General features: G+C 63.3%; 24 protein-coding genes and 1 pseudogene (1 of these 25 cut by a window edge). 19 read left to right on the forward strand and 6 right to left on the reverse strand.

Going from position 1 to position 24,086, the window contains the following annotated elements:
• Window positions 1-5: 5 nt before the first annotated feature.
• Entirely contained in the window at window positions 6-2,723 is a 2,718-nt protein-coding gene (gene secA, locus ACWPVA_RS19620; RefSeq protein ID WP_454289265.1) for a preprotein translocase subunit SecA, read from the reverse strand.
• A 242-nt stretch (window positions 2,724-2,965) separates the two neighbouring features.
• Between secA and ACWPVA_RS19625 the strand changes: the two genes are divergently transcribed.
• From ACWPVA_RS19625 to ACWPVA_RS19650, 6 genes are all read left to right on the forward strand, one after another.
• On the forward strand, window positions 2,966-3,817 hold the full coding sequence (locus ACWPVA_RS19625; protein WP_454289266.1) for a peptidylprolyl isomerase: 852 nt from the start codon (window positions 2,966-2,968) through the stop codon (window positions 3,815-3,817).
• Between the two features lie 66 nt (window positions 3,818-3,883).
• The gene (gene argJ, locus ACWPVA_RS19630; protein ID WP_454289267.1) at window positions 3,884-5,125 is read left to right on the forward strand and encodes a bifunctional glutamate N-acetyltransferase/amino-acid acetyltransferase ArgJ; all 1,242 of its coding nucleotides are present in this window, start codon (window positions 3,884-3,886) and stop codon (window positions 5,123-5,125) included.
• 8 nt (window positions 5,126-5,133) lie between these two features.
• Window positions 5,134-5,916, forward strand: coding sequence for a GNAT family N-acetyltransferase (locus ACWPVA_RS19635; protein ID WP_454289268.1), 783 nt, complete (start codon window positions 5,134-5,136; stop codon window positions 5,914-5,916).
• The gene (mutT, locus tag ACWPVA_RS19640; RefSeq protein WP_454289269.1) at window positions 5,913-6,326 is read left to right on the forward strand and encodes an 8-oxo-dGTP diphosphatase MutT; all 414 of its coding nucleotides are present in this window, start codon (window positions 5,913-5,915) and stop codon (window positions 6,324-6,326) included. Before ACWPVA_RS19635 ends, mutT begins: the two co-directional genes overlap by 4 nt.
• Before the next feature lie 103 nt (window positions 6,327-6,429).
• Window positions 6,430-6,735, forward strand: a complete 306-nt coding sequence (locus ACWPVA_RS19645; RefSeq protein WP_454289270.1) for a hypothetical protein — start codon at window positions 6,430-6,432, stop codon at window positions 6,733-6,735.
• 61 nt (window positions 6,736-6,796) lie between these two features.
• Window positions 6,797-6,970, forward strand: a complete 174-nt coding sequence (locus tag ACWPVA_RS19650) for a Flp family type IVb pilin (RefSeq protein ID WP_454289271.1) — start codon at window positions 6,797-6,799, stop codon at window positions 6,968-6,970.
• Window positions 6,971-7,042: 72 nt separating this feature from the next.
• Here ACWPVA_RS19650 and ACWPVA_RS19655 read toward each other — a convergent pair whose 3' ends face one another.
• Entirely contained in the window at window positions 7,043-7,942 is a 900-nt protein-coding gene (locus ACWPVA_RS19655) for a methyltransferase domain-containing protein (RefSeq protein ID WP_454289272.1), read from the reverse strand.
• 109 nt (window positions 7,943-8,051) lie between these two features.
• Here ACWPVA_RS19655 and ACWPVA_RS19660 point away from each other — a divergent pair, with 109 nt between their 5' ends.
• Genes ACWPVA_RS19660 through ACWPVA_RS19680 form a run of 5 tightly spaced genes read left to right on the forward strand, consistent with a single transcriptional unit; the run spans window position 8,052 to window position 10,974 of the window.
• Complete coding sequence (locus ACWPVA_RS19660) at window positions 8,052-8,783, forward strand: ComF family protein (protein ID WP_454289652.1); 732 nt, start codon at window positions 8,052-8,054, stop codon at window positions 8,781-8,783.
• 56 nt (window positions 8,784-8,839) lie between these two features.
• The gene (gene grxC / locus ACWPVA_RS19665) at window positions 8,840-9,097 is read left to right on the forward strand and encodes a glutaredoxin 3 (protein ID WP_454289273.1); all 258 of its coding nucleotides are present in this window, start codon (window positions 8,840-8,842) and stop codon (window positions 9,095-9,097) included.
• Between the two features lie 13 nt (window positions 9,098-9,110).
• Complete coding sequence (locus ACWPVA_RS19670) at window positions 9,111-9,968, forward strand: carbon-nitrogen hydrolase family protein (protein ID WP_454289274.1); 858 nt, start codon at window positions 9,111-9,113, stop codon at window positions 9,966-9,968.
• Window positions 9,965-10,393: a DUF1178 family protein gene (locus tag ACWPVA_RS19675; RefSeq protein WP_454289275.1), complete on the forward strand. Its 429-nt coding sequence runs from the start codon at window positions 9,965-9,967 to the stop codon at window positions 10,391-10,393. The genes ACWPVA_RS19670 and ACWPVA_RS19675 overlap by 4 nt, the downstream gene beginning before the upstream one ends.
• Window positions 10,390-10,974 (forward strand): DUF3291 domain-containing protein, encoded by a 585-nt coding sequence (locus ACWPVA_RS19680; protein WP_454289276.1) that lies wholly within the window; start codon window positions 10,390-10,392, stop codon window positions 10,972-10,974. Before ACWPVA_RS19675 ends, ACWPVA_RS19680 begins: the two co-directional genes overlap by 4 nt.
• Before the next feature lie 25 nt (window positions 10,975-10,999).
• On the opposite strand, the gene ACWPVA_RS19685 is transcribed toward ACWPVA_RS19680, so the two are convergent.
• The 3 genes from ACWPVA_RS19685 to ACWPVA_RS19695 are packed head-to-tail and all read right to left on the reverse strand — an operon-like array spanning window position 11,000 to window position 12,788.
• A complete protein-coding gene (locus ACWPVA_RS19685) occupies window positions 11,000-11,551 on the reverse strand; it encodes a DUF924 family protein (protein WP_454289277.1) in 552 nt (183 codons plus the stop codon).
• On the reverse strand, window positions 11,548-12,303 hold the full coding sequence (gene ubiG, locus ACWPVA_RS19690) for a bifunctional 2-polyprenyl-6-hydroxyphenol methylase/3-demethylubiquinol 3-O-methyltransferase UbiG (RefSeq protein ID WP_454289278.1): 756 nt from the start codon (window positions 12,301-12,303) through the stop codon (window positions 11,548-11,550). Before ubiG ends, ACWPVA_RS19685 begins: the two co-directional genes overlap by 4 nt.
• Before the next feature lie 56 nt (window positions 12,304-12,359).
• Window positions 12,360-12,788 carry a hypothetical protein gene (locus tag ACWPVA_RS19695; protein ID WP_454289279.1) on the reverse strand — a complete coding sequence of 143 codons (429 nt, stop codon included), beginning with the start codon at window positions 12,786-12,788 and terminating at the stop codon, window positions 12,360-12,362.
• Between the two features lie 497 nt (window positions 12,789-13,285).
• Here ACWPVA_RS19695 and ACWPVA_RS19700 point away from each other — a divergent pair, with 497 nt between their 5' ends.
• From ACWPVA_RS19700 to clpB, 8 genes and pseudogenes are all read left to right on the forward strand, one after another.
• On the forward strand, window positions 13,286-13,906 hold the full coding sequence (locus ACWPVA_RS19700; protein WP_454289280.1) for an SH3 domain-containing protein: 621 nt from the start codon (window positions 13,286-13,288) through the stop codon (window positions 13,904-13,906).
• 221 nt (window positions 13,907-14,127) lie between these two features.
• Window positions 14,128-15,402, forward strand: coding sequence for an aspartate kinase (locus ACWPVA_RS19705; protein WP_454289281.1), 1,275 nt, complete (start codon window positions 14,128-14,130; stop codon window positions 15,400-15,402).
• An 89-nt stretch (window positions 15,403-15,491) separates the two neighbouring features.
• Entirely contained in the window at window positions 15,492-17,759 is a 2,268-nt protein-coding gene (ptsP, locus tag ACWPVA_RS19710; protein ID WP_454289282.1) for a phosphoenolpyruvate--protein phosphotransferase, read from the forward strand.
• Between the two features lie 23 nt (window positions 17,760-17,782).
• Complete coding sequence (gene prfA / locus ACWPVA_RS19715; protein ID WP_454289283.1) at window positions 17,783-18,862, forward strand: peptide chain release factor 1; 1,080 nt, start codon at window positions 17,783-17,785, stop codon at window positions 18,860-18,862.
• Window positions 18,853-19,729 (forward strand): annotated as a pseudogene (gene prmC / locus ACWPVA_RS19720) (peptide chain release factor N(5)-glutamine methyltransferase). Before prfA ends, prmC begins: the two are co-directional and overlap by 10 nt.
• Complete coding sequence (locus ACWPVA_RS19725) at window positions 19,614-20,066, forward strand: hypothetical protein (RefSeq protein ID WP_454289664.1); 453 nt, start codon at window positions 19,614-19,616, stop codon at window positions 20,064-20,066. Before prmC ends, ACWPVA_RS19725 begins: the two are co-directional and overlap by 116 nt.
• A complete protein-coding gene (locus ACWPVA_RS19730) occupies window positions 20,063-20,833 on the forward strand; it encodes a DUF4167 domain-containing protein (protein WP_454289284.1) in 771 nt (256 codons plus the stop codon). Before ACWPVA_RS19725 ends, ACWPVA_RS19730 begins: the two co-directional genes overlap by 4 nt.
• A gap of 313 nt (window positions 20,834-21,146) precedes the next feature.
• Window positions 21,147-23,750 carry an ATP-dependent chaperone ClpB gene (gene clpB, locus ACWPVA_RS19735; RefSeq protein WP_454289285.1) on the forward strand — a complete coding sequence of 868 codons (2,604 nt, stop codon included), beginning with the start codon at window positions 21,147-21,149 and terminating at the stop codon, window positions 23,748-23,750.
• Window positions 23,751-23,862: 112 nt separating this feature from the next.
• On the opposite strand, the gene ACWPVA_RS19740 is transcribed toward clpB, so the two are convergent.
• Window positions 23,863-24,086: the end of a M23 family metallopeptidase gene (locus tag ACWPVA_RS19740; RefSeq protein ID WP_454289286.1), read on the reverse strand. Its footprint extends 1,726 nt past the window's final position; 224 of the gene's 1,950 nt are visible here — the last part of the coding sequence; its start codon lies beyond the right edge, outside the window — the gene reads right to left on this strand; its stop codon occupies window positions 23,863-23,865.

Genomic DNA, 24,086 nt, shown 5'->3' on the forward strand with positions numbered 1-24,086 from the left:
TGACGTCAGGCGTTTTCGTAGGCGCCATGGCAGTGCTTGTACTTCTTGCCCGAACCGCAGGGGCAAGCATCGTTGCGGCCAATCCTGCCCCAGGTCGATGGATCGTTCGGATCGCGATTTTCCGGCGCAACAACGCCCGATGCGGTGGACGAAGAACCTTCGCCGAAATCGTCTTCGCCGGTGGTGGCATCGACGTGATGGCCTTCCATCTCCGGTACGGCGGGAGCCGGCGGCGGATCGCGCACAAGTTCGACGCGCATCATCTGCGAGGTAACGGCATCGCGCAGGTTGGCCAGCAGCGCCTGGAAGAGTTCGAAGGCCTCGGCCTTGTATTCCTGTAGTGGGTCGCGCTGGGCATAGCCACGGAAGCCGACGACCGAGCGCAGATGGTCGAGATTGACGATATGCTCGCGCCACAGGTTGTCGATTGTCTGCAGCACGACGGAGCGCTCGACATAGGCCATGATCTCGGGGCCGAAACGCTCGGCCTTCTCGGCCATCGCCTTATCCGCGGCCTCGGTGATGCGGGCGACAATGTCATCCTCGGCAATGCCTTCCTCGTCCGCCCATACCTCGATTGGAAGGTCGAGATTGAGGGTGACGACAACCTGTTGCTTGAGGCCGGCCACGTCCCACTGCTCGACATAGGCGCGTTCGGGGATATGGGTGCGCACCATGGTCTCGATGACCTCGTGGCGCATGTCCTCGATCGTGCCGGAAACGTCGGTCGCGTCCATCAGTTCAATGCGCTGTTCGAAGATCACCTTGCGCTGGTCGTTCAGGACGTCGTCATATTTCAGGAGGTTCTTGCGGATGTCGAAGTTGCGCGCCTCGACCTTCTTCTGTGCCCGCTCCAGCGCCTTGTTGATCCACGGATGGACGATTGCCTCGCCTTCCTTCAGGCCGAGCTTCTTCAGCATCGAGTCCATGCGATCGGAGCCGAAGATCCGCATCAGGTCGTCCTGCAGCGACAGATAGAACTTCGAGCGGCCAGGGTCGCCCTGTCGGCCGGAGCGGCCACGGAGCTGGTTGTCGATGCGCCGGCTCTCGTGGCGTTCCGTGGCGATCACGTAGAGCCCGCCGGCGGCGAGCGCCTTGGCCTTGAGTTCGGCCACTTCCGCTCGGGCGGCGGCGACCTTGGCGTCGCGCTCCTCGCCGGGCTCCATGCCCTCGAGTTCGCGCTCGAGGCGCATGTCGAGATTGCCGCCGAGCTGGATGTCGGTGCCGCGGCCGGCCATGTTGGTGGCGATCGTGACCGCGCCGGGAACACCGGCCTGGGACACGATATAGGCTTCCTGTTCGTGATAGCGGGCGTTGAGGACTGCGAATTTGTCGAAGCCGGACTGTTTCAGCATGGTAGCCAGCAATTCCGACTTCTCGATCGAGGTTGTGCCGACCAGAACCGGCTGGTTGCGGCTATGGGCGTCCTTGATCTCCTCGATGATCGCCTTGAACTTCTCGTCGAAGGTCCGGTAGACCTCGTCGTCTTCGTCGATACGCTGGATCGGCAGGTTGGTCGGAACCTCGATGACGTCCAGACCGTAGATGTTCTGGAATTCTTCCGCTTCTGTCGAGGCGGTGCCGGTCATGCCCGCCAGCTTGCCGTACATGCGGAAATAGTTCTGGAAGGTAATCGAGGCGAGGGTCTGGTTTTCCGGCTGGATCTGCACCTTTTCCTTGGCTTCGAGCGCCTGATGCTGACCTTCGGAATAACGCCGTCCCGGCATCATGCGGCCGGTGAACTCGTCGATGATGACGATCTCGTCGTTGCGGACGATATAGTCCTTGTCGCGCGAGAACAGCTTGTGGGCCTTCAGCGCATTGTTGATGTGGTGCACGATCGCGACATTCTCGACATCGTAGAGCGAGGCGCCCTTCAGCAGGTTGGCTTCACGCAACAGATTCTCGAGCTTTTCGGTGCCGACTTCCGAGAAGTTGGCCGAGCGCTGCTTCTCGTCGATCTCGTAGTCTTCTTCCGACAGAAGCGGGATGAAGGCGTCGATCGTGGTATAGAGATCGGAGCGGTCGTCGAGCGGGCCGGAAATGATCAGCGGCGTGCGGGCTTCGTCGACCAGGATCGAGTCCACTTCGTCGACGATCGCGTAGTGGTGGCCGCGCTGGACCATCTGTCCGCGCTCGTACTTCATGTTGTCGCGCAGATAGTCGAAGCCGAGTTCGTTGTTGGTGGCATAGGTGATGTCGCAGGCATAGGCCGCGCGACGTTCGTCGTCGGTGATGCCGTGGACGATGACGCCGGTGGAGAGCCCGAGGAAGCTGTAGAGCTTGCCCATCGTCATCGAGTCGCGCTTGGCGAGATAGTCGTTGACGGTGACGACATGAACGCCCTTGCCGGACAGCGCGTTCAGGTAGACGGCGAGTGTTGCCACCAGCGTCTTGCCTTCGCCCGTCTTCATCTCGGCGATGGAGTTGTCGTTGAGGATCATCGCGCCGACCAGCTGCACGTCGAAGGGGCGCATGCCGAGCGCGCGGCGCGAGGCTTCGCGGGCGACGGCAAAGGCCGGAACGAGCAGGTCATCGATCGACTTGCCATCGGCCAGCATCTTGCGGAATTCTTGCGTCTTGCCGGCAAGCGCCTCGTCAGACAGTGCCTTCATGCTCTCTTCGAGAGCATTGATCGCGGCGACCTTGGGCTGATAGGAGCGAACGCGACGTTCGTTGGACGATCCGAAGAGTTTGCGGGCGAGCCCACCGAGACTGACCATTCGATGGTCCTTTCTGACCTTCGTCATATTCTGAGCGCGTCCCTGTCATCCGCCGAAAATCGGCGAACAGGCGCAGAGCACCGGGAAACGGCTCTGGACGCGCGGTTGCGTGACAGATAAGAGGGGGGTCGAATGATGTCAACGCCACAGGGTGGCCGGAAAAGCCTGCCCCGGCGTGCGTTTGACAATTTTTCGCCCGATTTGAACGGTCTTGAAACGCTTCACCTTCCGAAAGGTTTCTTATGCTTCGTCTCCATAAAATTGCGCTTGCCGCTTGCGTGGCCTTCATCGGGCTCCAGAGCCATGTTCTTGCCCAGGACGCCGATACCGTCGTTGCCAAGGTCGGCAAGCTGGAAATCACCCAGTCCGAACTCGACTTGGCAATCGCCAATCTCGACCCGCAGCTTGCCCAACTGCCCGACGAGCAGAAGAAGGTCGCGGCCCTGTCTGGCGCGATCGACGTCAAGCTGCTCGCCGGCAATGCCGAAGGCGAAGGCTTGAAGGACGATGCCGAGTTCCAGAAGCGCATGCAGTTCGTCGCCGACCGCGAACTCCATAACCTCTATTTCAAGAAGCACGTCGTCGATGCCGTCACCGAAGACGCGGTCAAGGCACGCTACGAGAAGGAAATCGCGGCCCTGCCGAAGCAGGAAGAGGTGAATGCCCGCCATATCCTGGTGAAGACCGAGGAAGAGGCCAAGGCGATCATCGCCGATCTCGATGCCGGCAAGGATTTCATCGAACTCGCCAAGGAGAAGTCGACCGACCCGAACAAGTCGGAAGGCGGCGACCTCGGCTACTTCTCCAAGGGCCGCATGGTTCCGGAATTCGAGGAAGCGGCCTTCGCCATGGAGAAGGGCGCCTACTCCAAGATCCCGGTCCAGACCCAGTTCGGCTTCCATGTCATCAAGGTCGAGGACAAGCGCGACGCCGCTCCGCCGGCTTATGAAACCGTTGCCCAGCAGGTTCGCCAGCTGGTGATGCGCGATAAATATCTGGAGATCATCGAGAAGGCCAAGGCCGAGCAGCCGGTCGAAATCCTTGATGAAGCCCTTCGCAAGGGCTACGAGGACGTCAACAAACCCCAGGAATAAACGGCAAATTCCCGATAGAAACGCGGGTCCGCGCTTATGCGGGCCCTATCATTCCAGGCAGCGAATATGTCCGCAACCGTTTCTCCCCTTGCCCCCACGTCCTATCCGGACATGCCGTCGATCCGTGGCCTTCGCATGGCGACCGCTGCCGCCGGCATCAAGTACAAGAACCGAACCGACGTGCTGCTGATGGCGTTCGATCGTCCGGCGGCCGTTGCCGGCGTGTTCACCCAGTCGAAGTGCCCGTCGGCCCCGGTCGATTTTTGCCGCTCGAACCTTGCACATGGCGTGGCACGCGGTGTGGTCGTCAATTCCGGCAACGCCAACGCTTTTACCGGCCTCAAGGGCAAGGCCGCGACCGAACTGACGGCCAAGTCCGCGGCTGCGGCGCTCGACTGCGGCGAGGACGAAATCTATCTGGCCTCCACCGGCGTGATCGGCGAGCCGCTCGACGCGACCAAGTTCTCCGGCGTTCTGGGCAACATGGCGGCTGGCGCCACGGGTGATTTCTGGCTGGAAGCGGCACGAGCGATCATGACCACCGACACCTATCCGAAGGTGGCCACGCGCACCGCCGAGATCGGCGGCGTCACGGTGACGATCAACGGCATTGCCAAGGGTGCGGGCATGATCGCCCCCGACATGGCGACCATGCTCTCCTTCGTCGTCACCGACGCCGATATTGCAGCCCCCGCGCTGCAGGACCTGCTGTCGGCCGGTGTCGGGCCGACATTCAATGCCATTACCGTCGATAGCGATACATCGACCTCCGACACCCTCATGCTGTTTGCCACCGGTGCTGCCGCCGCCGATGGCCAGAAGACGATCGAGACGGCTGATGATCCGGCGCTTTCGGGCTTCAGGCTCGCGCTCAACGATCTGCTCAAGGATCTGGCGCTGCAGGTGGTCCGCGACGGCGAGGGCGCCCGCAAGATGGTCGAGATCACCGTGACCGGCGCCGAGAGCGACCTTGCCGCCAAGAAGATCGCGCTGTCGATTGCCAATTCACCGCTGGTCAAGACCGCGGTTGCCGGCGAAGACGCCAATTGGGGCCGCATCGTCATGGCGGTCGGCAAGTCCGGCGAAATGGCCGACCGCGACCGGCTGGCGATCTGGTTCGACGATATCCGCGTGGCCGTCAACGGCGAGCGCGACCCGGCCTATTCCGAGGCGGCGGCGACCGCCGTGATGCGGCGCCAGGACATCCCGGTCCGCGTCGACATCGGGCTTGGCGAGGGCAAGGCGACGGTCTGGACCTGCGACCTCACCAAGGAATATGTGGCCATCAACGGCGACTACCGGAGTTGATCGCCGCGATGGCCTGTGCCGACACCGATCAGAACCTGCCGCTCGTCCGGCGCCTCGAGGCCGTTGGTTTTCGGGCCTGGCCCGCGACTTCAGTACAGTACGACGGCAGCTGGCAGATTCGCCTCACCGGCGGCCATCCTTCAAAGCGGTTGAACTGCGTTGTCGCGCTTGATCCGTCGGACAGCCGGGATATCTCTATCCGCCTCGAGAAGGCAGCCCGTAAGTTCGAGGCCCATGGCCGGCCGATCCTAGTGCGCGAGACGCCGCTGACGCCAAAACCGCTCATCGAGTTGATGAAGGCCGACGGATGGGAGCGGTTCGAGGAAGTGCTGACGCTGACTTGTGACCTGGGCGCGATCGAACTGCCGGAAAACACCCTCGACCATCTCCCAAGCCACGACGTCGGACGCTTCGTCGATGCGGATCTTAGCGTCAACGGAACCGATCCGGCGCTCAAGCCGGCGCTTGCCGAAGTGGTGAGCTCGATCAAGCCACCGACCGGGCTTTTCGTCATCGAGGATCCGCAGGACGGACCCGTGGCCGTGATGCTCTGCGTGCAGGACAATGACCTCGCTGGCATCATGTCGCTTTCCGTCAGGCCGGACCATCAAAACCGTGGCCTCGGGCTTGAAATCCTGACGGCAGCGCTGCGCTGGGCGCGGATGCGTGGGGCGAAGAGCGCCTGGCTACAGGTCGTGGCGGACAATGCGCCGGCCCTTGCCCTTTACTCCAAGCTTGGCTTCACCGAGGCCTATCGCTACGCCTACTGGCGCAAGGCTTCGAAAGCATGACGGACGGCGGCAAGCCCATCCTGCTCGTCGCGGCCTGCGCGCTGATCGACGCCGACAACCGGATCCTGCTGGCGCAGCGGCCCGAGGGCAAAACGCTCGCAGGCCTCTGGGAGTTTCCCGGCGGCAAGGTCGAGAAGGGCGAGACGCCCGAGGAGACGCTGATCCGCGAACTCGAGGAAGAACTCGGCGTCGTCACCAAGGTGCCGTGCCTGGCACCATTAACCTTTGCCAGCCACACCTATGAGACCTTCCACCTGCTGATGCCGCTCTATATCTGCCGGCGCTACGAGGGGATTGCCCATGGGCGAGAGGGGCAGGCGTTGAAATGGGTGCGCTCGAAAGCCCTGCGCGACTACCCCATGCCGCCGGCGGACGAGCCTCTGATCCCGTTTCTCCAGGACCTTCTTTAGCCTTTTCTATAATTTGCAGATGTTCTTAACGCAAAGTTTACGGCCCTGGGGCAAAGCTCATTGCTGTTGTTCATGCGTTTGAAGCGTGGGCGTGGAGCATAGCATGTCAAACGAAGATTTCTGGAAGACCGTCAGGTCGAGAGAACGGTCTTCGCGACTGTCCGGGAAGACCGGCGCGCTCAACATCGCGCTCCTCTTCGGGATGGCTGCGATCGCACTGTCGCTCGTGCTGACCCCCATGCTTGCCGACCGGACCGACAAGCGCAGTCTCGCTTTCCATCCAGACCAGGTTGACATGATGAGCACGGGCTCGATCGGCCGATCGGACGGGAGCAAGCGCTACACAATCCGTCGCAGCGTGCTGCAAGAAACACCGGGTTCGATCTGCATCGTCGGAGACGGCTGCTGAGCGGTGCACCGGCCCAACCAAGAAGGTCGAGTTCGGCGTCGCAAGGATATCAGGAGGGGGAATGCATCTCGTTTTGAAATTCATCGCCGACCGTCAGGCGGCCACCGCTATCGAATACGGCCTCATCGCCGCCATCATCGGACTGGCATTGATTCTCGGTCTGGGTGCGTTTTCCGATTCGCTGGCCGCCATGTTCGAGACGATCAGTACGACGATCAACGATTCGTGGAAATGATCATCGTCTCCGGGATCTCCCTCCATACCGGAGGGATATCCGCCACGGTCGCAACGGCAAACATCGGATCTCTCAGCCATTTCCCTTCTTCGTCGGCGGAATGCCCTTGGTCGGGTCGAGCGCATCGGCAAGGCGCATCTTGGCCGAGCCGGGCTTCAACGGCTTCTGCTGGCTTTCATGCGGCGCCCAGCCGGAAACGAAGATGATCGAGAAGGTGGCGCGGATACGGCCGTCCGGGTCCGAATACCGCTCGGCATAACGCTCGGCCGCCCTCAGGAAAAAGGCTCTACCGACCGGTTTGCGGCTGCGGCCGATCAACGGGTTGGCCATGCCCATGGCCTTGAGATCGCGCATCAGGGCAAACAGGTTGTCGTAGCGGACCGTAAAACTCTCCTCGTCTATCACCGGCAGGGTAAAGCCGGCGCGCTGCATCAGGGAGCCGACGTCGCGGATGTCGGGGAAGGGGATGACGCGCGGGCTCGCACCGCCGTGGAGTTCGACCTCAGTGGTGAGCAGCACGTCGCGCAATTCGCCAAGCGTGCCGGCGCCAGGGATCGCGGCGAGGAACAGGCCGTCGGGTTTGAGGGCGCGGCGGATCTGCACCAGCACGCCGGGCGTGTCGTTGGTCAGATGGAGCGCGAGCGGCGAGAGCACCAGGTTGACCGATTGCGGCGCGAGCGGCACGGCCTCGAAGGGGGCTTCGGTGAGCGCTTCGCCGTCGGCCGAAAAGTCCTGGTGCGTTTCGATGCGCTCGAGCCGGTCGATCTTGCCGGTCTGCAATGCCAACTGCGCCGTCGCACCGGTTGCGCCGTGCAGTTCGACAGCGCGTTCGAAGCGGCGCTCGACCAGGGAGAGGCGTTCGGCAAGTTCGCGCGCCGCAATCTGCAGGAGGAAATCTCCGCCAGCTACCAGCCGGCGCTTCGCACGCAGGCGGTTGGCCGTCACCAGCTCCTGATCAAAAATCCGCTCCATGGCATTCGCTCCAGTCAAAAACTCGGTCTGGCAAAGGCGCCGGCAAGCGCCTAAAGTCAACCTCATGTCGGGTCAAATCGTGCAAAGGGCCGTGTCCGTCAGTATCGCCATGCCGATCGGCATCGCGGCATTCCTGCGCGACATCGTCTTTCCACCAAGCTGCGCCCATTGCCATTGCCGGACCGGCCGGCACGGGGGATTGTGCCCGCGCTGCTGGTCCTCCATGCGCTTCATCGAACGGCCGTTCTGCGAGGTGCTCGGCACGCCGTTCGCCCATGATCCCGGACCCGGCATGCTGTCGGCCGAGGCGATCGCCAATCCGCCGGTGTTCGACCGGCTGCGCAGCGTCGCGGTCCACGAGGGCATCGCCCGCGACCTGGTGCACGACCTGAAATATCGCGACCGCACCGATCTCGCGCCGATGATGGCCGGCTGGATGGCGCGGGCCGGCGGCGAGGCGCTCCTAGACTGCGATGCGGTGGTCTCCGTGCCGCTGCACCGGACGCGGCTGTTTTCCCGCAAGTTCAACCAGTCGGCCGAGCTCGGCCGGCATGTGGCGCGCCTCTCGGGCAAGCCGTTCCTGCCGCTCGCGCTGGTGCGCAACAAGAAGACCGTCCAGCAGGTGGGGCTGACCGCCAATGCCCGGGCGCTCAACGTGCGCGGCGCCTTCGGCGTGCCCGAAGCGATGTCGCCGCAGGTGTTCGGCCGGCGCATCGTGCTGGTCGACGACGTGTTCACCACGGGCGCGACGGTCAGCGCCGCTACCCGCGCGCTGAAGCGCGCAGGCGCCCGGGAGGTCACAGTTTTAACCTTTGCAAGGGCATTCTCCGGTCCTATATGACAAGGACAACGACATCCTTTCCGGCTCTTGCCGGCCCCATCCGACCGGAGACACATATGGCATCCGTGACCATCTATACCCGCCAGGGCTGCGGCTACTGCTCGCGCGCCAAGGCGCTGCTCGCATCCAAGGGCGTATCGTATCTTGAGCACGACGCGACCGGCAATCCGGAGTTGCGCCAGGAGATGATCGCCAAGTCGAATGGCGGCATGACCTTCCCGCAGATCTTCATCGGCGAGCGCCATGTCGGCGGCTGCGACGATCTGCATGCACTCGACCGGGCCGGCAAGCTCGACGCCCTTCTGGCCGCTTAAGGAAAAGAAAACCATGACCTTCAAGGCTGCCGCCATCCAGATGTGCTCGGGTGTAAACCCGGAAAAGAATGCCGCTTCCATGGCACGCCTCGTGCGGGAAGCCGCCGGTCACGGGGCGATCTATGTACAGACCCCGGAAATGACCGGTGCCGTGCAAAAAGACCGTCCGGGCCTGATGGCCGTCCTGCGCGACGAAGAGCATGATATCATCGTCAAGACCGCCGGGGATCTTGCGCGCGAACTTTCCATCCATCTGCATGTCGGCTCGACCGCCATCCTGCTGCCGGACGGCAAGATCGCCAACCGCGCCTTCCTGTTCGGACCCGACGGCCGCAAGATCTGCGCTTACGACAAGATCCACATGTTCGACGTCGATCTGGACAATGGCGAGAGCTGGCGTGAGAGCGCCGTCTACCGGCCGGGCGACAAGGCGATGGTCGCCGATCTTCCCTTTGCCAAGCTCGGCTTCGGCATCTGCTACGACGTGCGTTTCCCGCAGCTGTTCCGCGCGGAAGCCGTTGCCGGCGCGCAGATCCTGACGACGCCCGCCGCGTTTACCCGCCAGACCGGCGAGGCGCACTGGGAGGTGTTGCTCAGGGCCCGGGCGATCGAGAACGGGGCCTTCGTCATCTCGGCGGCCCAAGCCGGCGTGCACGAGGACGGCCGCGAGACCTATGGCCATTCGATGATCGTCGATCCCTGGGGCAAGGTGCTGGCCGTGGCCGGTGGTGCCGGCGAGGCGATCGTCATGGCCGACATCGATGTGGGGGCGGTGGCTGCAGCGCGCGCCAAGATCCCCAATTTGAAGAACGCGCGCGACTTCGAACTCAGCATGCAGCCGGAACTCGCGAAAGGGGGCGTCACCGTTTGATCCGCTATTCGCTCATCTGCGACAAGGGGCACGACTTCGAGGGCTGGTTCTCGGAGAGCGGCGACTTTGACCGCCAGAAGGCGAGCGGGTATCTGAGCTGTCCCGCCTGCGGCTCGCTCGAGGTGTCGAAGGTGCTGATGGCGCCGTCGGTCTCGACCGCGCGGCAGAAGGAGGCGGTGCATGCACTGGCCGTCACCGAGGCGCAGAAGACGGCGATGGCCAAGTTGAAGGAGGCGATCACCGCGATCCGGGCCAATAGCGAGGACGTGGGCGAGCGCTTTCCCGAAGAGGCCCGCAAGATCCACTACGGCGAAGCCGAAGCGCGGGGTATCATCGGCGAGGCGTCGCTTGCCGAGGTCAAGGCGCTGGTCGACGAGGGCATCGAGATCGCCCCGCTGCCGGTTCTGCCGGACGACGTGAATTGAACGGCGGCGAACATCACCTGGCGATCTATAATTTTGGTGTGCACGTCGCGCCATACGGCGATCCGGCCGTCAACGGCTTCGCTCTGCGCGAGCCGCTGAACTTCGAGGCTGCGGTTCGTGCCGTCGGTTATGTCGGGCGTTCGGGTTACGACGGCGAGCCCGGTCCCGAGAGCTGGGGCGTTCAGACGTTTCCGCGGTATCTCCAAGGCAGTGGCCACGAATCGGGTCCGTCTTCCCTATCGCTTTGGCAAGACATCGAATGCCTGATGGCCTTTTCCTACTCCGGTATTCATGCTGAAGCGCTCAAGCATGCGCGGTGCTGGAACGTGCCGCAGCAATGGCCGCCCCTCGTCCTGTTCTGGGTTGAAGCCGGCCAGCGCCCGGTCTGGGCGGAAGCGGTCAGCCGCTTCGAGCGTCTAGCGGACGACGGCCCGTCGTCGGCGGCGTTCAACTTCAAGCAGCCCTATGATCCGGAAGGCCGGCCTTATCTCATCGACCGGGCACGGGTGAAGGCGATTTCCGCCGAAAATGCCGAAGGGCAGGCGGACCTGATGCAGATCGTTCTCGGCTTGCCGGCTTGACCACGTCGCTGCCACCGACCCCATCTCACCCCTTGAAACCGCCATCGTCCAGATAGGCCTGTTCCGCGGGCGTCGTCGCGCGTCCGAGCGCGGCATTGCGGTGGGGGAAGCGGCCGAAGCGTGCGATGATGTCGCGGTGCTCGACCGCCCAGCGCAGGCTTTCCGCGTCGCCGGTCTCGTCGCGATGGGCGGTGAAGAGCTGCAGGCTCAGCGCCTGGTCGGCCGGATCTTCCGAATGCTCGAAGGGCAGATAGAGGAAGGGGCGGAGTTTTGGATCGACCGCGCGGTCGAAGCCCTGTTCCAGCACCTTGCGGGCGATGGCGCGTGCCAGGCCGTCGGTTGCGAAGGCGTGGCCGCTGCCGCGGAAGAGATTGCGGGGGAACTGGTCGAGCAGGATGATGAGCGCCAGCGTGCCTTCGGCCGTTTGGCCCCAGTCGGCGAGATCGCCGCGGGCCGCAGCGAAATGCGTGTCGAGAAAGCCGTTGTGGATCGCCGCGTCGAAACCGTCGTCCTTGGCGAACCATTTTGCCGGTCCGGCCTCGCGCCAGAAGGAGACGACGTCCGCGGGGGCCGTCATGCGGCGCCGGCCGGCCGGCGGGCCAGCACCATGTAGTTGACGTCGATGTCGGCGGACAGGTTCCACTGGTTGTGCAGGGGATTGAAGAAAACGCCCTTCATCTCGACGACCTCCATGCCGCTCGTCTTCAATGGCGCCTCGAGCTCTTCGGGGCGCACCAGTTTCTCGTACTGGTGTGTACCGCGCGGCAGCCAGCCGAGCACGTATTCGGCGCCGACGATGGCCAGGGCGGCAGCCTTGAAGGTACGGTTGATGGTGGAAATGAGCATAAGGCCGCCGGGCCGCACCATGGAGGCGCAGGTGGAGATGAAGAACTCCACGTCGGCGACATGCTCCACCACTTCCATGTTGAGGACCACATCGAAGGTTTCGCCGGCGGCGGCGAGCAATTCCGCGGTTACGGCACGGTAGTCGACTTCAACACCTGTCTGGGCGGCATGGGTGCTGGCAATGCCGATATTGCGCTCGGAGGCATCGGCGCCGAGCACATTGGCACCCATCCGGGCGACGGGCTCGGAGAGCAGGCCGCCGCCGCAGCCGATGTCGAGGATGCGCAGGCCGTCCAGCGGGCGATGGGCCTTAGGGTCGCGGCCGAAATGGGCTGAGACCTGATCGCGGATATAGGCGAGGCGGACGGGATTGATCTTGTGCAGGGGCTTGAACTTGCCTGTCGGGTCCCACCATTCCGCCGCCATGGCGGAAAAACGGTCGACTTCGACCTGATCGATGGTGGTGCGTGCTTCAGCGCTCATATCGGATCCTCTCTGCACGGATATTGCCTTTCAAGTCGGCCGATCGGGTGGCAAAGTCAAGGGTTCGGCTCGTCGGGGGCGAAGCGCGCGAGATAGCGGCGGCGCGCCCGGTTCGGCTTCCGGAAACAGTATTCCACGGTGAGTGGATCGTCCTCGCTCAGCATGACGTCGATCTGCGGCAGTGTCGTCTCGACGAGATAGTCGAAGATTTTCCTTTCCGCATTCACGATGCAGAGCGGAAGGCAGGCGACGGCGGCACCGCTCAGACCGAGTTCGCGCTCCCTGGCGATCGCCGGGCCCTGGCGCGGCGTGGCGAGCATCGGGCCGCTGCAAAGGCGGTCGCGAAGACAGACCCGGTTTCGGCAGAGCGGCCGGGCTTGCCTGTCGTCGCAGTGGCGCAGGGCGAGCGTCCCCACGATCCGCCAGCGGGCCTCGTGGCGCTCCTCGCGGGCGCGTTCCAGCTCTGGGTGGTCGGTCTTTGCCATGGCTTCCCTCCATTCCCGGGCACGGGTGATCGTTCACGCGGGTCAAAACCCCGTGGCTTGCGGATCTCTCATTTCTTTCGGCCATTGGCCGGGGCGCCCGGCATGCCGGACAAATTAAAACAGTGACACGCAGGGCGCCCCGTTTCGATGTTCTTTTGCCACCCAGTTCCTGGTCCCTCTACAGCATCGAAACCGACGCCTTGGGTGCCGCACAGGCACGTCCCTTTTCAGGGAGGGGGACCGACTTAGGGCAGCCTGCGACATCCTCCCGCGTTTCAGAAAGACCCTTCGCAGCACCGTCCCCGCCTCGCCGGCAACGCTATCCGGTGTATCCGTAGCGGGGCAGGGAAGAGTATCGCACAGGGCGGAAGGGCGGGGAAAACGAAGCTTGATAAAATTTGCCTGTCCGGAACAAAGCAGATGAACCGGACGTTCATGACCGGTTCACCCGCAAGGTTGTAGTACAAGCGCACAACGGAATACCCAGGAGACGCCCCATGAATTATCTCAGGAAATTCGCCCTTGCCGCGCTGTTTGCGGCTGCGCTTCCCGGCCTTGCGGCCGCGGCGACCGCTTACGCGACAGCCAATGTAAACATGCGTTCCGGCCCGAGCACGCAGTATCCGCCGGTGCTCGTCATCCCCGTCGGAAGTCGAGTCAACATCCAGGGCTGCATGCAGTCCGCCAACTGGTGCGACGTCGCCTATGCCGGCTATCGCGGCTGGGTTTCGGGCAGCTATCTGCAGACGACCTATTCGCAGCGACGCGTCTATGTCGATCCGCAATACTACCGTCCGCTCGGCATTCCGATGATCACATTCTCGATCGGAAGCTATTGGGATCGCCACTACCGCGACCGTGATTTCTATCGGGACCGCGACCGTTGGCGGGATGGTAACTACCGCCCGCGTCCGCCGCGGACCGATGATCGCGATTGGCGCCGCCCGCCGACCCGTGATCCGGACGTGCGCCGCCCGCTGACCCGCGACCCCGAAGTGCGTCGTCCGCCAACCCGGGATACGGTGATCTCGCCTAAGCCCGACAGCCGCCGCGACGGAGTGAGCACCATTCGCAGGAAACCTGTTTGCCCGCCCGGCGAATACTGCCCGATACGATAGGGCGACAGAACCGATCATGATGGGACGGCGGCCGCAGGGCCGCCGTTTCGCGTTCATGGAATTTGTACCGCGCCCAATGGGGAGGTCAGTGGGCCAGGGCCATTGAACTTGCCGGTTCTTTTCGATATGAGACCGCAACTTCGTCCGACGGCATGGTCGCGGGCGTGTCTTGAAAAAAAAGGGCGCCGGCGGGTGTCCATCAGCGTGACGGTATCGAAGGCATGGCTCGCATCGTGATGAAATTCGGCGGAACCTCCGTCGCCAATCTCGAACGCATCTACAATGTTGCCCGGCATGTCAAACGCGAGGTCGATGCGGGCCACGAGGTGGCTGTCGTCGTTTCGGCCATGTCCGGCAAGACCAATGAACTGGTCGACTGGGTGCAGACCATGCCGAAGGTGGCCGGGGCCGACTCGCCGTTCTACGACGCGCGCGAATATGACGCCATCGTCGCTTCCGGCGAACAGGTGACGTCCGGCCTTCTCGCCATCGCGCTTCAGTCGATGGGCATCAATGCCCGCTCCTGGCAGGGCTGGCAGATCCCGATCAAGACCGACAATGCGCATGGCGCAGCCCGCATCCAGGAGATCGACGGCTCCGACATCATCCGCCGGATGGGCGAAGGCCAGGTGGCTGTCGTCGCCGGCTTCCAGGGCATCGGCCCGGACAACCGGATCGCCACGCTCGGCCGCGGCGGCTCCGATACGTCGGCCGTGGCGATTGCCGCCGGCATCAAGGCGGACCGCTGTGACATCTATACCGATGTCGACGGGGTCTACACGACCGACCCGCGCATCGAGCCGAAGGCGCGGCGGCTGAAGAAGATCGCTTTCGAGGAAATGCTCGAAATGGCCTCGCTCGGCGCCAAGGTGCTGCAGGTGCGTTCGGTCGAGCTGGCCATGGTCCACAAGGTGCGCACTTTCGTGCGTTCGAGCTTCGAGGATCCCGATGCACCGGGCATGGGCGATCTCCTGAACCCGCCCGGTACGTTGATTTGCGATGAGGAAGAGATCGTGGAACAGGAAGTAGTTACCGGTATTGCCTATGCCAAGGATGAAGCGCAGATCTCGTTGCGTCGGCTCGCCGACCGGCCGGGCGTTTCCGCCGCGATCTTCGGGCCGCTGGCCGAGGCGCATATCAATGTCGACATGATCGTCCAGAACATTTCGGAAGACAGCACCCGCACCGACATGACGTTTACCGTGCCCTCGGGCGACGTCGACAAGGCGCTTTCGGTGCTCGGCGAGAACAAGGACAAGATCGGCTATGACGTGGTGCAGAGCGAAAAGGGCCTGGTGAAGGTCTCGGTCATCGGCATCGGCATGCGCAGTCATGCGGGCGTCGCCGCCACCGCCTTCAAGGCGCTCGCCGAAAAGGGCATCAATATCAAGGCGATCACCACCTCGGAAATCAAGATTTCCATCCTGATCGACGGCCCTTATGCCGAACTCGCTGTTCGGACTTTGCATTCCTGCTACGGCCTCGATAAGAATTGATTCTTACAAGCGGAATTCGCTCTCCCCGTCGTTTGCGACACGGGCGGCGAGGCCGCCCGGCCCAATGACGAATTCGGGAGCATGCACGCATGAGAGACCTTTCCGCGGGTCCGCGCGTCCTCCTCAAGCGGTTGCGCGAATTGATGGCGGAGCCGCTCGAGCCACAGGAGCGCCTTGACCAGATCGTTCGCCAGATCGCGAGCAATATGGTCGCGGAAGTGTGCTCGGCCTACGTGCTGCGCGCCGACGGCGTGCTGGAACTTTACGCCACCGAAGGTCTCAACAAGGATGCCGTCCACCTCGCCCAGTTGAAGATGGGCCAGGGCCTGGTCGGCACGATCGCGGCGTCCGCCCAGCCGCTCAACCTCTCCGACGCCCAGGCGCATCCGGCCTTCCGCTACCTGCCGGAAACCGGCGAGGAGATCTACCATTCCTTCCTCGGCGTGCCGATCCTCAGGGCCGGCCGCAGTTTGGGCGTTCTCGTCGTCCAGAACAAGGCGCAGCGCAATTACCGGGAAGACGAGCTTGAAGCGCTCGAAACGACCGCCATGGTTCTGGCCGAGATGATCGCGACCGGCGAGTTGAAGAAGATCACCCGCCCCGGGCTTGAGCTCGACCTGACGCGGCCGGTGACGATCGAGGGCGACAGCTATAACGAGGGTATCGGGCTCGGCTATGTCGTGCTGCACGAGCCGCGCATCGTGGTCACCAACCTGTTGAACGAGGACACCGAGACGGAAATCCGCCGGCTTGCCGAGGCGCTCGGTTCGCTTCGGATCTCGATCGACGACATGTTGTCCAGGCGGGAAGTGTCGATGGAGGGAGAGCACCGCGACGTGCTCGAGACCTACCGCATGTTTGCCCATGACCAGGGCTGGGTGCGGCGCATGGAAGAGGCGATCCATAACGGGCTGACGGCGGAAGCCGCGGTCGAGAAGGTGCAGAGCGACACCAAGGCGCGCATGATCCGCCTGACGGATCCCTATCTGCGCGAGCGGATGCACGACTTCGACGATCTGGCCAATCGGCTCTTGCGCCAGCTGACCGGATTTTCGCCCCAGAGCCAAACCGAAGGCTTCCCGGCCGACGCGATCATCTTCTCACGCGCCATGGGGGCTGCCGAACTGCTCGATTATCCGCGCGCCAACCTGCGCGGCCTGGTGCTGGAGGAAGGCGCGGTGACGAGCCATGTGGTCATCGTCGCCCGCGCCATGGGCATTGCCGTGATTGGCCAGGCGACGGGGGCGGTGGCGCTTGCCGAAAACGGCGACCCGGTGATCATCGACGGCGACGACGGCAAGGTCCATATCCGTCCTGTGGCCGAGATGCAGAAGGCCTATGAGGAGAAGGTGAAGCTCAGGGCCCGCCGCCAGGAACAATTCCGCGCGCTACGCGACGTCGAGCCGCTGACCAAGGACGGCAAGCGCATCACGCTGCAGATGAATGCCGGCCTTCTGGTCGATCTGCCGCAGCTGGCCGAATCCGGCGCCGAGGGCATCGGGCTGTTCCGCACCGAGCTGCAATTCATGATTTCCTCGACCATGCCGAAGGGCGAGGAGCAGGAGAGCTTTTACCGAAGCGTGCTTCGCCAGTCGGGCGGGCGGCCGGTGACCTTCCGCACACTCGACATCGGGGGCGACAAGGTCGTCTCCTATTTCCGCGGCCACGAAGAGGAAAACCCGGCACTCGGCTGGCGGGCGATCCGCCTGTCTCTCGACCGGCCGGGCCTGCTTCGGGCCCAGCTGCGGGCGCTGCTGAAGGCTGCCGCCGGCGGCGACCTCAGGATGATGCTGCCGATGGTAACGGAAGTCGGCGAAATCCGAGCAGTGCGCGAGTTGATGCAGAAGGAGGTCCAGCACCTCTCGAAGTTCGGCCATCCGCTGCCGAAGAAGCTGCAATTCGGCGCCATGCTCGAAGTGCCGGCGCTGATGTGGCAGCTCGACGAGCTGATGCAGGAGGTCGACTTCGTCTCGGTCGGCTCGAACGACCTGTTCCAGTTTTCCATGGCGGTCGACCGCGGCAATGCGCGCGTCTCCGACCGTTTCGATGTGCTGGGACGTCCGTTCCTCAGGATCCTGCGCGACATCGTGCGTGCCGCCAACCGGCACGAAACCTCGGTGACGCTGTGTGGTGAAATGGCGGGCAAGCCGCTTTCCGCCATGGCGCTGCTCGGCATCGGTTTCCGTTCGATCTCGATGTCGCCGACGGCGATTGGCCCGGTCAAGGCCATGCTCCTGGGGCTCGATGTGGATAAGCTCAACCGGGAGCTCGACGCGGCTCTCGACGATCATCATTCGCATCTGCCGCTCCGGGACATCTTGGTCGGCTTTGCCGAAGACAACAATATTCCCCTCTGACCGAATTCTACATGGAGTAAAGGGTGGCGAAGCTTCCTGTCGAGAAAATGCGTGAGCTCGAACGCCGCTTTGGCGAGATAGAGGCGCGCATGTCGGCGGGGCCGGCGGCCGACGTCTATGTCAAGCTGGCGTCCGAATATTCCGAACTACAGCCGGTGGTGAGCAAGATCCGCGAATACGAGGCCGCGATCACGGAACAGTCCGGGCTCAAGGCCCTTCTCGCCGACAAGGCGACCGACCGCGAGATGCGCGAGCTTGCCGAAATGGAGATGCCTGACGTCGAGGAACGCATCGAGGGGCTGGAAAAGGACATGCAGATCCTGCTCCTGCCGAAGGATGCCGCCGACGAAAAGAGCGCTATCCTCGAAATCCGCGCCGGAACCGGTGGTTCGGAAGCCGCACTTTTCGCCGGGGACCTTTTCCGCATGTACGAGCGCTTCGCCAGCGCCAAGGGCTGGAAGGTGGACGTTCTCTCGGCAAGCGAGGGGGAGGCGGGCGGCTATAAGGAAATCATCGCGACGATCAGCGGGCGCGGGGTTTTTTCCAAGATGAAGTTCGAGTCCGGCGTGCACCGTGTGCAGCGCGTGCCGGAGACGGAGGCGAGTGGACGCATCCATACCTCCGCGGCAACGGTGGCCGTGCTTCCCGAGGCCGAGGAAATCGACATCGAGATCCGTCCGGAAGACATCCGCATCGACACCATGCGCGCGTCCGGCGCCGGCGGGCAGCACGTCAACACGACCGACTCGGCTGTGCGCATCACCCATCTTCCGACCGGGCTCATCGTCACCTCCTCGGAAAAGTCACAGCACCAGAACCGCGCCAAGGCCATGGCTGTGCTGCGTTCCAGGCTCTACGACATCGAGCGGCAGCGCACCGACAACGAGCGTTCGGCCGACCGCAAGAGCCAGGTCGGTTCGGGTGACCGCTCGGAGCGTATCCGCACCTATAACTTTCCGCAGGGCCGCGTCACCGACCACCGGATCAACCTGACGCTCTACAAGCTCGACCGGATGATGGAGGGCGACATCGACGAAATGGTCGATGCATTGATCGCTGACTATCAGGCCGGCCAGCTCGCCCAGCTTGGTAAATCGACGTGAGGGGCGAGCCGACGCTCGGTGCCGTTGTGGCCGAGACGCGGGCGACCCTTGCCAATGCCGGCTTTGCCGATGCCTCCATCGAAACGCGGATCCTGCTGGGTGGGCTGCTCGGGCTTTCGACGACCGAGGTGTTTACGCAGACGGATCGGCTCGTGACGCAGAGCGAGCAGGCGCTGATTGCCGACGCGGTCGCGCGCAGGCTGCGGCATGAGCCCGTGCATCGCATTCTCGGCCACCGCGAGTTCCACGGGCTCGACCTCCAGTTGTCCCCGGAGACGCTGGAGCCCAGGCCGGATACCGAAATTCTTGTCGATGCCGTGTTGCCGCACCTGAAGCGCATTGCCGCCGGAAGGGGCAGCGCCCGCATCCTGGACCTGGGCACCGGCACCGGGGCGATTGCACTCGCCTTGCTAAAGGAATGTCCGCAGGCGACGGCGCTCGGCAGCGATATTTCGCCAGGTGCCCTTAAAACCGCCAGAAGCAACGCCTATATAAATAATATAGCCGACAGATTTGACACGCGCGAAAGCGCATGGTTTGAGGCGATCGAAAGAGAGCTTCGACATCATCGTGTCAAATCCGCCCTATATACCCACAAAAATGGTCGGGACGCTGGAGCCCGATGTCAGGGATTATGATCCCAAAGCGGCGCTCGATGGTGGCGAGGATGGGCTGGTAGCCTACCGGGCCATTGCCGAGAACGCGGCGCAACATCTCCTCCCCAACGGCTTGATGGGCGTTGAAATTGGCTATGACCAGAGGCAAAGCGTCAGGCAAATCTTTGAAGAAAAAGGATTTTCCACGCTCGAGCGACACGTCGACCATGGCGGCAACGATCGAGTCCTGCTCTTCGCGCGGGGCGTTTAACTTTCGACTTGCTGCATATGCTAAGGATTATTGGGCTTTTGAAAGAAAAGGCTTGGTTTTACAGATGAAGCGTAATAGTTTGCGGGCACGCAACGGGCAGCAGGGAATGAACGAAATTCGTTCGGGGTCTGGGTTTGCCGCGATTTCAGCTCATGACTGGGCTTCACGGGACGAGCAAATCCCGCTGCGTAACTCAGTAAACTTGACTATCACCAGCGGCACGAAAGCGATGGCGCAGTTTGCCCGCGGCACGCATAGCCTTGGTCCGGTCCAAACCAGAACCAACAGCGTTGCCATCTATCAGCACAACAGAAGAATTCAGGTGAATAATCGATGAGGCCAGGACAGCAGAACAAGCGTGGTCGCGGGCGTAGCGGCGGCGGCGGCGGCGGCGGCAGCAATGGTGGCGGCAATTTCAACCGCAAGGGTGCCAACCCGCTGACCAGGACGTATGACAGCTCCGGTCCCGACGTGAAGATCCGCGGCACGGCCCAGCATATCGCCGAGAAATATTCGAACCTTGCCCGCGATGCACAAAGCGCTGGCGATCGGGTCATGGCGGAAAACTATCTGCAGCATGCCGAGCATTACAATCGCATCATCGCTGCCGCCCAGGCGCAGATGCAGGAGCGCTTCCAGCGCGACGATCGTGATGAGCGTGACGACCGCGACGAGCGGGACGACCGCAACGACTACAATGATCGCGATGGCGACGACATGGACGGCATGGACGAACCGACGGTCGGTTCGCAGGCTGCACAGCCGCAGCAACAGCAGCGTCCGCAACCGCGACCCCAGCCGCAACCGCAGCAGCAGCCACAGCGCCCCCAGGCGCAACCGCGTCAGCCGCGGCGTGAGGCCGAGATTGCCGGTACCGGCCCGCAGCCTGTGCTGGAGGAAATGCCTGCCGAAGCCGTCGTTGCCGCAGCCGAAAGCGCTGCCGACGGTTCGGCCGAGCGCCAGCCGCGTCGCCGCAATGCCGCGGGTCGCCCGCGCCGCCAGCCGCGGCGCAATGCCGGCGAAGAGGGCGCTGAAGGCGGAGAAGGCGGTGAAACAGCCGCTCCTGCCGAAGGGTCCGCACCGGTGCTTGCCGCATCCGAGTGATCGGACCAATCGAAAATGAGATTTGGAACCCCTTCTTCCTGCCGGAAGGAGGGGTTTTCTGCGTCTGGAGACATGGAAGGCGCGGCTGTGCTCCAGTGGGTTGGGCTAGAGCGGTTCCGTCGCGTGCCGTTGGGCCGCGCCTTCGTCAATCACCGAACTTTTGCCCTAAACCGCTCTTTAAACGCCGAAAATCCGTCCCCATATCTTGAATGAAGGGATGGCGACGTCCCGAATGGCCCGCCTTGTGAGGGGGCCTCATCTCAACCGCCGCGCTGTGCCGAACGGGCAGGGCGGCTACCGGAGACAGGCACATATGAACATCGAAAAATATTCCGAGCGCGTCCGCGGTTTCCTGCAATCGGCCCAGACGCAGGCGCTTTCCGAAGGCCACCAGCAGTTCACGCCCGAACACGTCCTGAAAGTCCTGCTCGACGACGATCAGGGCATGGCCTCATCGCTCATTTCGCGCGCTGGAGGCGACCCGAAGGAAGCCCGCATCGCCAATGACGCGGCTCTCGCCAAACTGCCCAAGGTTTCCGGGGGGGGCGGCCAGGTCTACCTGTCGCAACCGCTGGCCAAGGTCTTCACGACCGCCGAAGAGGCTGCCAAGAAGGCCGGTGACAGTTTCGTCACCGTCGAGCGCCTGCTGCTCGCGCTGGTCATCGAGACGTCCGCCTCGACCTCGGCCTCGCTGAAGAAGGCGGGCGTAACCGCGCAAGGCCTGAATCAGGTGATCAACGATGTGCGCAAGGGCCGCACCGCCGACGGTGCCAATGCGGAAGCCGGATTCGATGCGCTAAAGAAATATGCCCGCGACCTCACGGAGGAAGCCCGCGAGGGCAGGCTCGATCCGGTGATCGGCCGTGACGACGAAATCCGCCGCACCATCCAGGTGCTTTCGCGCCGCACCAAGAACAATCCGGTGCTGATCGGCGAACCGGGCGTCGGCAAGACGGCGATCGCCGAAGGCTTGGCGCTCAGGATCGTCAATGGCGACGTGCCGGAAAGCCTGAAAGACAAGAAGCTCATGGCGCTCGACATGGGCTCGCTCATCGCCGGCGCCAAGTATCGCGGCGAGTTCGAGGAGCGCTTGAAGGCGGTGCTGAGTGAAGTGCAGTCGGAAAGCGGCGAGATCATCCTGTTCATCGATGAGATGCACACGCTGGTCGGCGCTGGCAAGGCCGACGGCGCGATGGATGCCTCCAACCTGCTGAAGCCGGCGCTGGCGCGCGGCGAGCTGCATTGCGTCGGCGCGACCACGCTCGACGAATACCGCAAGCATGTCGAAAAGGACGCGGCCCTTGCCCGCCGGTTCCAGCCGGTCATGGTCAACGAGCCGAATGTCGAGGATACGATCTCGATCCTGCGCGGATTGAAGGAAAAGTACGAGCAGCACCACAAGGTGCGGATCTCGGATTCGGCGCTGGTTGCGGCTGCGACCCTGTCGAACCGCTATATCTCCGACCGCTTCCTGCCGGACAAGGCGATCGACCTGATGGACGAGGCCGCGTCGCGGCTGAGGATGCAGGTGGATTCCAAGCCCGAGGAACTGGACGAGCTGGACCGGCGCATCATGCAGCTGAAGATCGAGCGGGAGGCGCTGAAGAAGGAAACCGACGTTTCCTCGGCCGACCGGCTGAAGCGGCTGGAGGCCGAACTTGTTTCGCTCGAGGAAGAGGCCGACGCGCTGACCGCCCGCTGGCAGGCGGAAAAGCAGAAGCTGGGCCTGGCTGCCGACCTGAAGAAGCAGCTCGACGAGGCCCGCAACGAACTGGCGATCGCCCAACGCAAGGGCGAGTTCCAGCGCGCCGGCGAACTGGCCTATGGCGAGATCCCGAAGCTCGAGAAGGAACTGGTCGAGGCGGAAGCCCAGGACGGCAATGCTCGCAATTCCATGGTGCAGGAGGTCGTGACCCCCGACAATATCGCCCATGTGGTATCGCGCTGGACTGGAATTCCAGTCGACAAGATGCTGGAAGGCGAACGCGAAAAGCTGCTGAGCATGGAAGACGAACTGGCGAAATCGGTGGTCGGCCAGGGCGATGCGGTGCAGGCGGTGTCTCGTGCGGTGCGCCGCGCGCGTGCCGGCTTGCAGGATCCGAACCGGCCGATCGGCTCGTTCATCTTCCTCGGGCCGACCGGGGTGGGCAAGACCGAGCTTACCAAGTCGCTCGCCCGCTTCCTGTTCGACGACGAGACGGCGCTGGTGCGCATCGACATGTCGGAATACATGGAGAAGCACTCGGTTGCCCGCCTGATCGGCGCGCCTCCCGGCTATGTCGGCTATGAGGAGGGTGGGGCGCTGACCGAAGCCGTGCGCCGAAAGCCCTATCAGGTCGTGCTGTTCGACGAGATCGAGAAGGCCCATCCGGACGTCTTCAACGTGCTCCTGCAGGTGCTCGACGACGGTCGCCTGACCGACGGCCAGGGCCGCACTGTGGACTTCAAGAACACGATGATCATCATGACCTCGAATCTGGGTGCCGAATACCTGACCGGTCTTCGCGACGACCAGGACAGCGAGGCGGTGCGCGGCGAGGTGATGGAGGTGGTGAAGGCCTCGTTCAGGCCGGAGTTCCTCAACCGCGTCGACGAGATCATCCTGTTCCACCGGCTGCGTCGCACCGAGATGGGGGCGATCGTCGATATCCAGCTCAAGCGGCTGGTGGCTCTGCTGGCCGAGCGCAAGATCATCATCGATCTCCAGCCGGATGCGCGCGAATGGCTGGGTGACAAGGGCTACGACCCGGTCTATGGCGCTCGTCCGCTGAAGCGGGTGATCCAGAAATACGTGCAGGACCCGATGGCCGAGCAGATCCTGGCGGGTACGATTGCCGACGGCTCGACCGTCACCGTGAGCGCCGGGACGGACCGGCTGCTGTTTTCGACGGCAAGGACGCAGAGCGAAGCAGCCTGATCCGGGCCGCTATCGGAGAAACAAGGGAGGCGGTCCCGCAAGGGGCCGCCTTTTCTCGTTTCAGGGAGCGAGATGCTCGATCACTTGAACGGTATCCAGAAAGAAGGGCTGCTCACTTGCTCGCGACCTCGGCCGGCTTGCCACCGGTCAAAAGGGCGTCGATGCGCCGACGCTCGGCCTCGAACCTGGCCAGCGCCTGGCCCTCGAGCGACTTGCCGCCGGGCAGGCGCACGCGCAAGGGGTCGACCTTGGTGCCGTTGACGATCAACTCGTAGTGCAGGTGCGGTCCGGTCGACAGCCCCGTATTGCCGACATAGCCGATCACCTGGCCCTGGC

It is taken from the genome of Rhizobium arsenicireducens (assembly GCF_964021225.1).

What these genes read in the sequence shown, in the direction of transcription:
- ACWPVA_RS19695 (WP_454289279.1), bottom strand. Translation starts at nt 12,788, where the DNA reads ATGGCAAAGACCGACCACCCAGAGCTGGAACGCGCCCGCGAGGAGCGC.
- ACWPVA_RS19650 (WP_454289271.1), top strand. Translation starts at nt 6,797, where the DNA reads ATGCATCTCGTTTTGAAATTCATCGCCGACCGTCAGGCGGCCACCGCT.
- grxC (WP_454289273.1), top strand. Translation starts at nt 8,840, where the DNA reads ATGGCATCCGTGACCATCTATACCCGCCAGGGCTGCGGCTACTGCTCG.
- secA (WP_454289265.1), bottom strand. Translation starts at nt 2,723, where the DNA reads ATGGTCAGTCTCGGTGGGCTCGCCCGCAAACTCTTCGGATCGTCCAAC.
- ACWPVA_RS19730 (WP_454289284.1), top strand. Translation starts at nt 20,063, where the DNA reads ATGAGGCCAGGACAGCAGAACAAGCGTGGTCGCGGGCGTAGCGGCGGC.
- ACWPVA_RS19700 (WP_454289280.1), top strand. Translation starts at nt 13,286, where the DNA reads ATGAATTATCTCAGGAAATTCGCCCTTGCCGCGCTGTTTGCGGCTGCG.
- ACWPVA_RS19645 (WP_454289270.1), top strand. Translation starts at nt 6,430, where the DNA reads ATGTCAAACGAAGATTTCTGGAAGACCGTCAGGTCGAGAGAACGGTCT.
- ACWPVA_RS19685 (WP_454289277.1), bottom strand. Translation starts at nt 11,551, where the DNA reads ATGACGGCCCCCGCGGACGTCGTCTCCTTCTGGCGCGAGGCCGGACCG.
- mutT (WP_454289269.1), top strand. Translation starts at nt 5,913, where the DNA reads ATGACGGACGGCGGCAAGCCCATCCTGCTCGTCGCGGCCTGCGCGCTG.
- ptsP (WP_454289282.1), top strand. Translation starts at nt 15,492, where the DNA reads ATGAGAGACCTTTCCGCGGGTCCGCGCGTCCTCCTCAAGCGGTTGCGC.
- ACWPVA_RS19705 (WP_454289281.1), top strand. Translation starts at nt 14,128, where the DNA reads ATGGCTCGCATCGTGATGAAATTCGGCGGAACCTCCGTCGCCAATCTC.
- ACWPVA_RS19725 (WP_454289664.1), top strand. Translation starts at nt 19,614, where the DNA reads ATGACCAGAGGCAAAGCGTCAGGCAAATCTTTGAAGAAAAAGGATTTT.
- ubiG (WP_454289278.1), bottom strand. Translation starts at nt 12,303, where the DNA reads ATGAGCGCTGAAGCACGCACCACCATCGATCAGGTCGAAGTCGACCGT.
- ACWPVA_RS19635 (WP_454289268.1), top strand. Translation starts at nt 5,134, where the DNA reads ATGGCCTGTGCCGACACCGATCAGAACCTGCCGCTCGTCCGGCGCCTC.
- ACWPVA_RS19660 (WP_454289652.1), top strand. Translation starts at nt 8,052, where the DNA reads ATGCCGATCGGCATCGCGGCATTCCTGCGCGACATCGTCTTTCCACCA.
- ACWPVA_RS19655 (WP_454289272.1), bottom strand. Translation starts at nt 7,942, where the DNA reads ATGGAGCGGATTTTTGATCAGGAGCTGGTGACGGCCAACCGCCTGCGT.
- argJ (WP_454289267.1), top strand. Translation starts at nt 3,884, where the DNA reads ATGTCCGCAACCGTTTCTCCCCTTGCCCCCACGTCCTATCCGGACATG.
- ACWPVA_RS19625 (WP_454289266.1), top strand. Translation starts at nt 2,966, where the DNA reads ATGCTTCGTCTCCATAAAATTGCGCTTGCCGCTTGCGTGGCCTTCATC.
- clpB (WP_454289285.1), top strand. Translation starts at nt 21,147, where the DNA reads ATGAACATCGAAAAATATTCCGAGCGCGTCCGCGGTTTCCTGCAATCG.
- ACWPVA_RS19670 (WP_454289274.1), top strand. Translation starts at nt 9,111, where the DNA reads ATGACCTTCAAGGCTGCCGCCATCCAGATGTGCTCGGGTGTAAACCCG.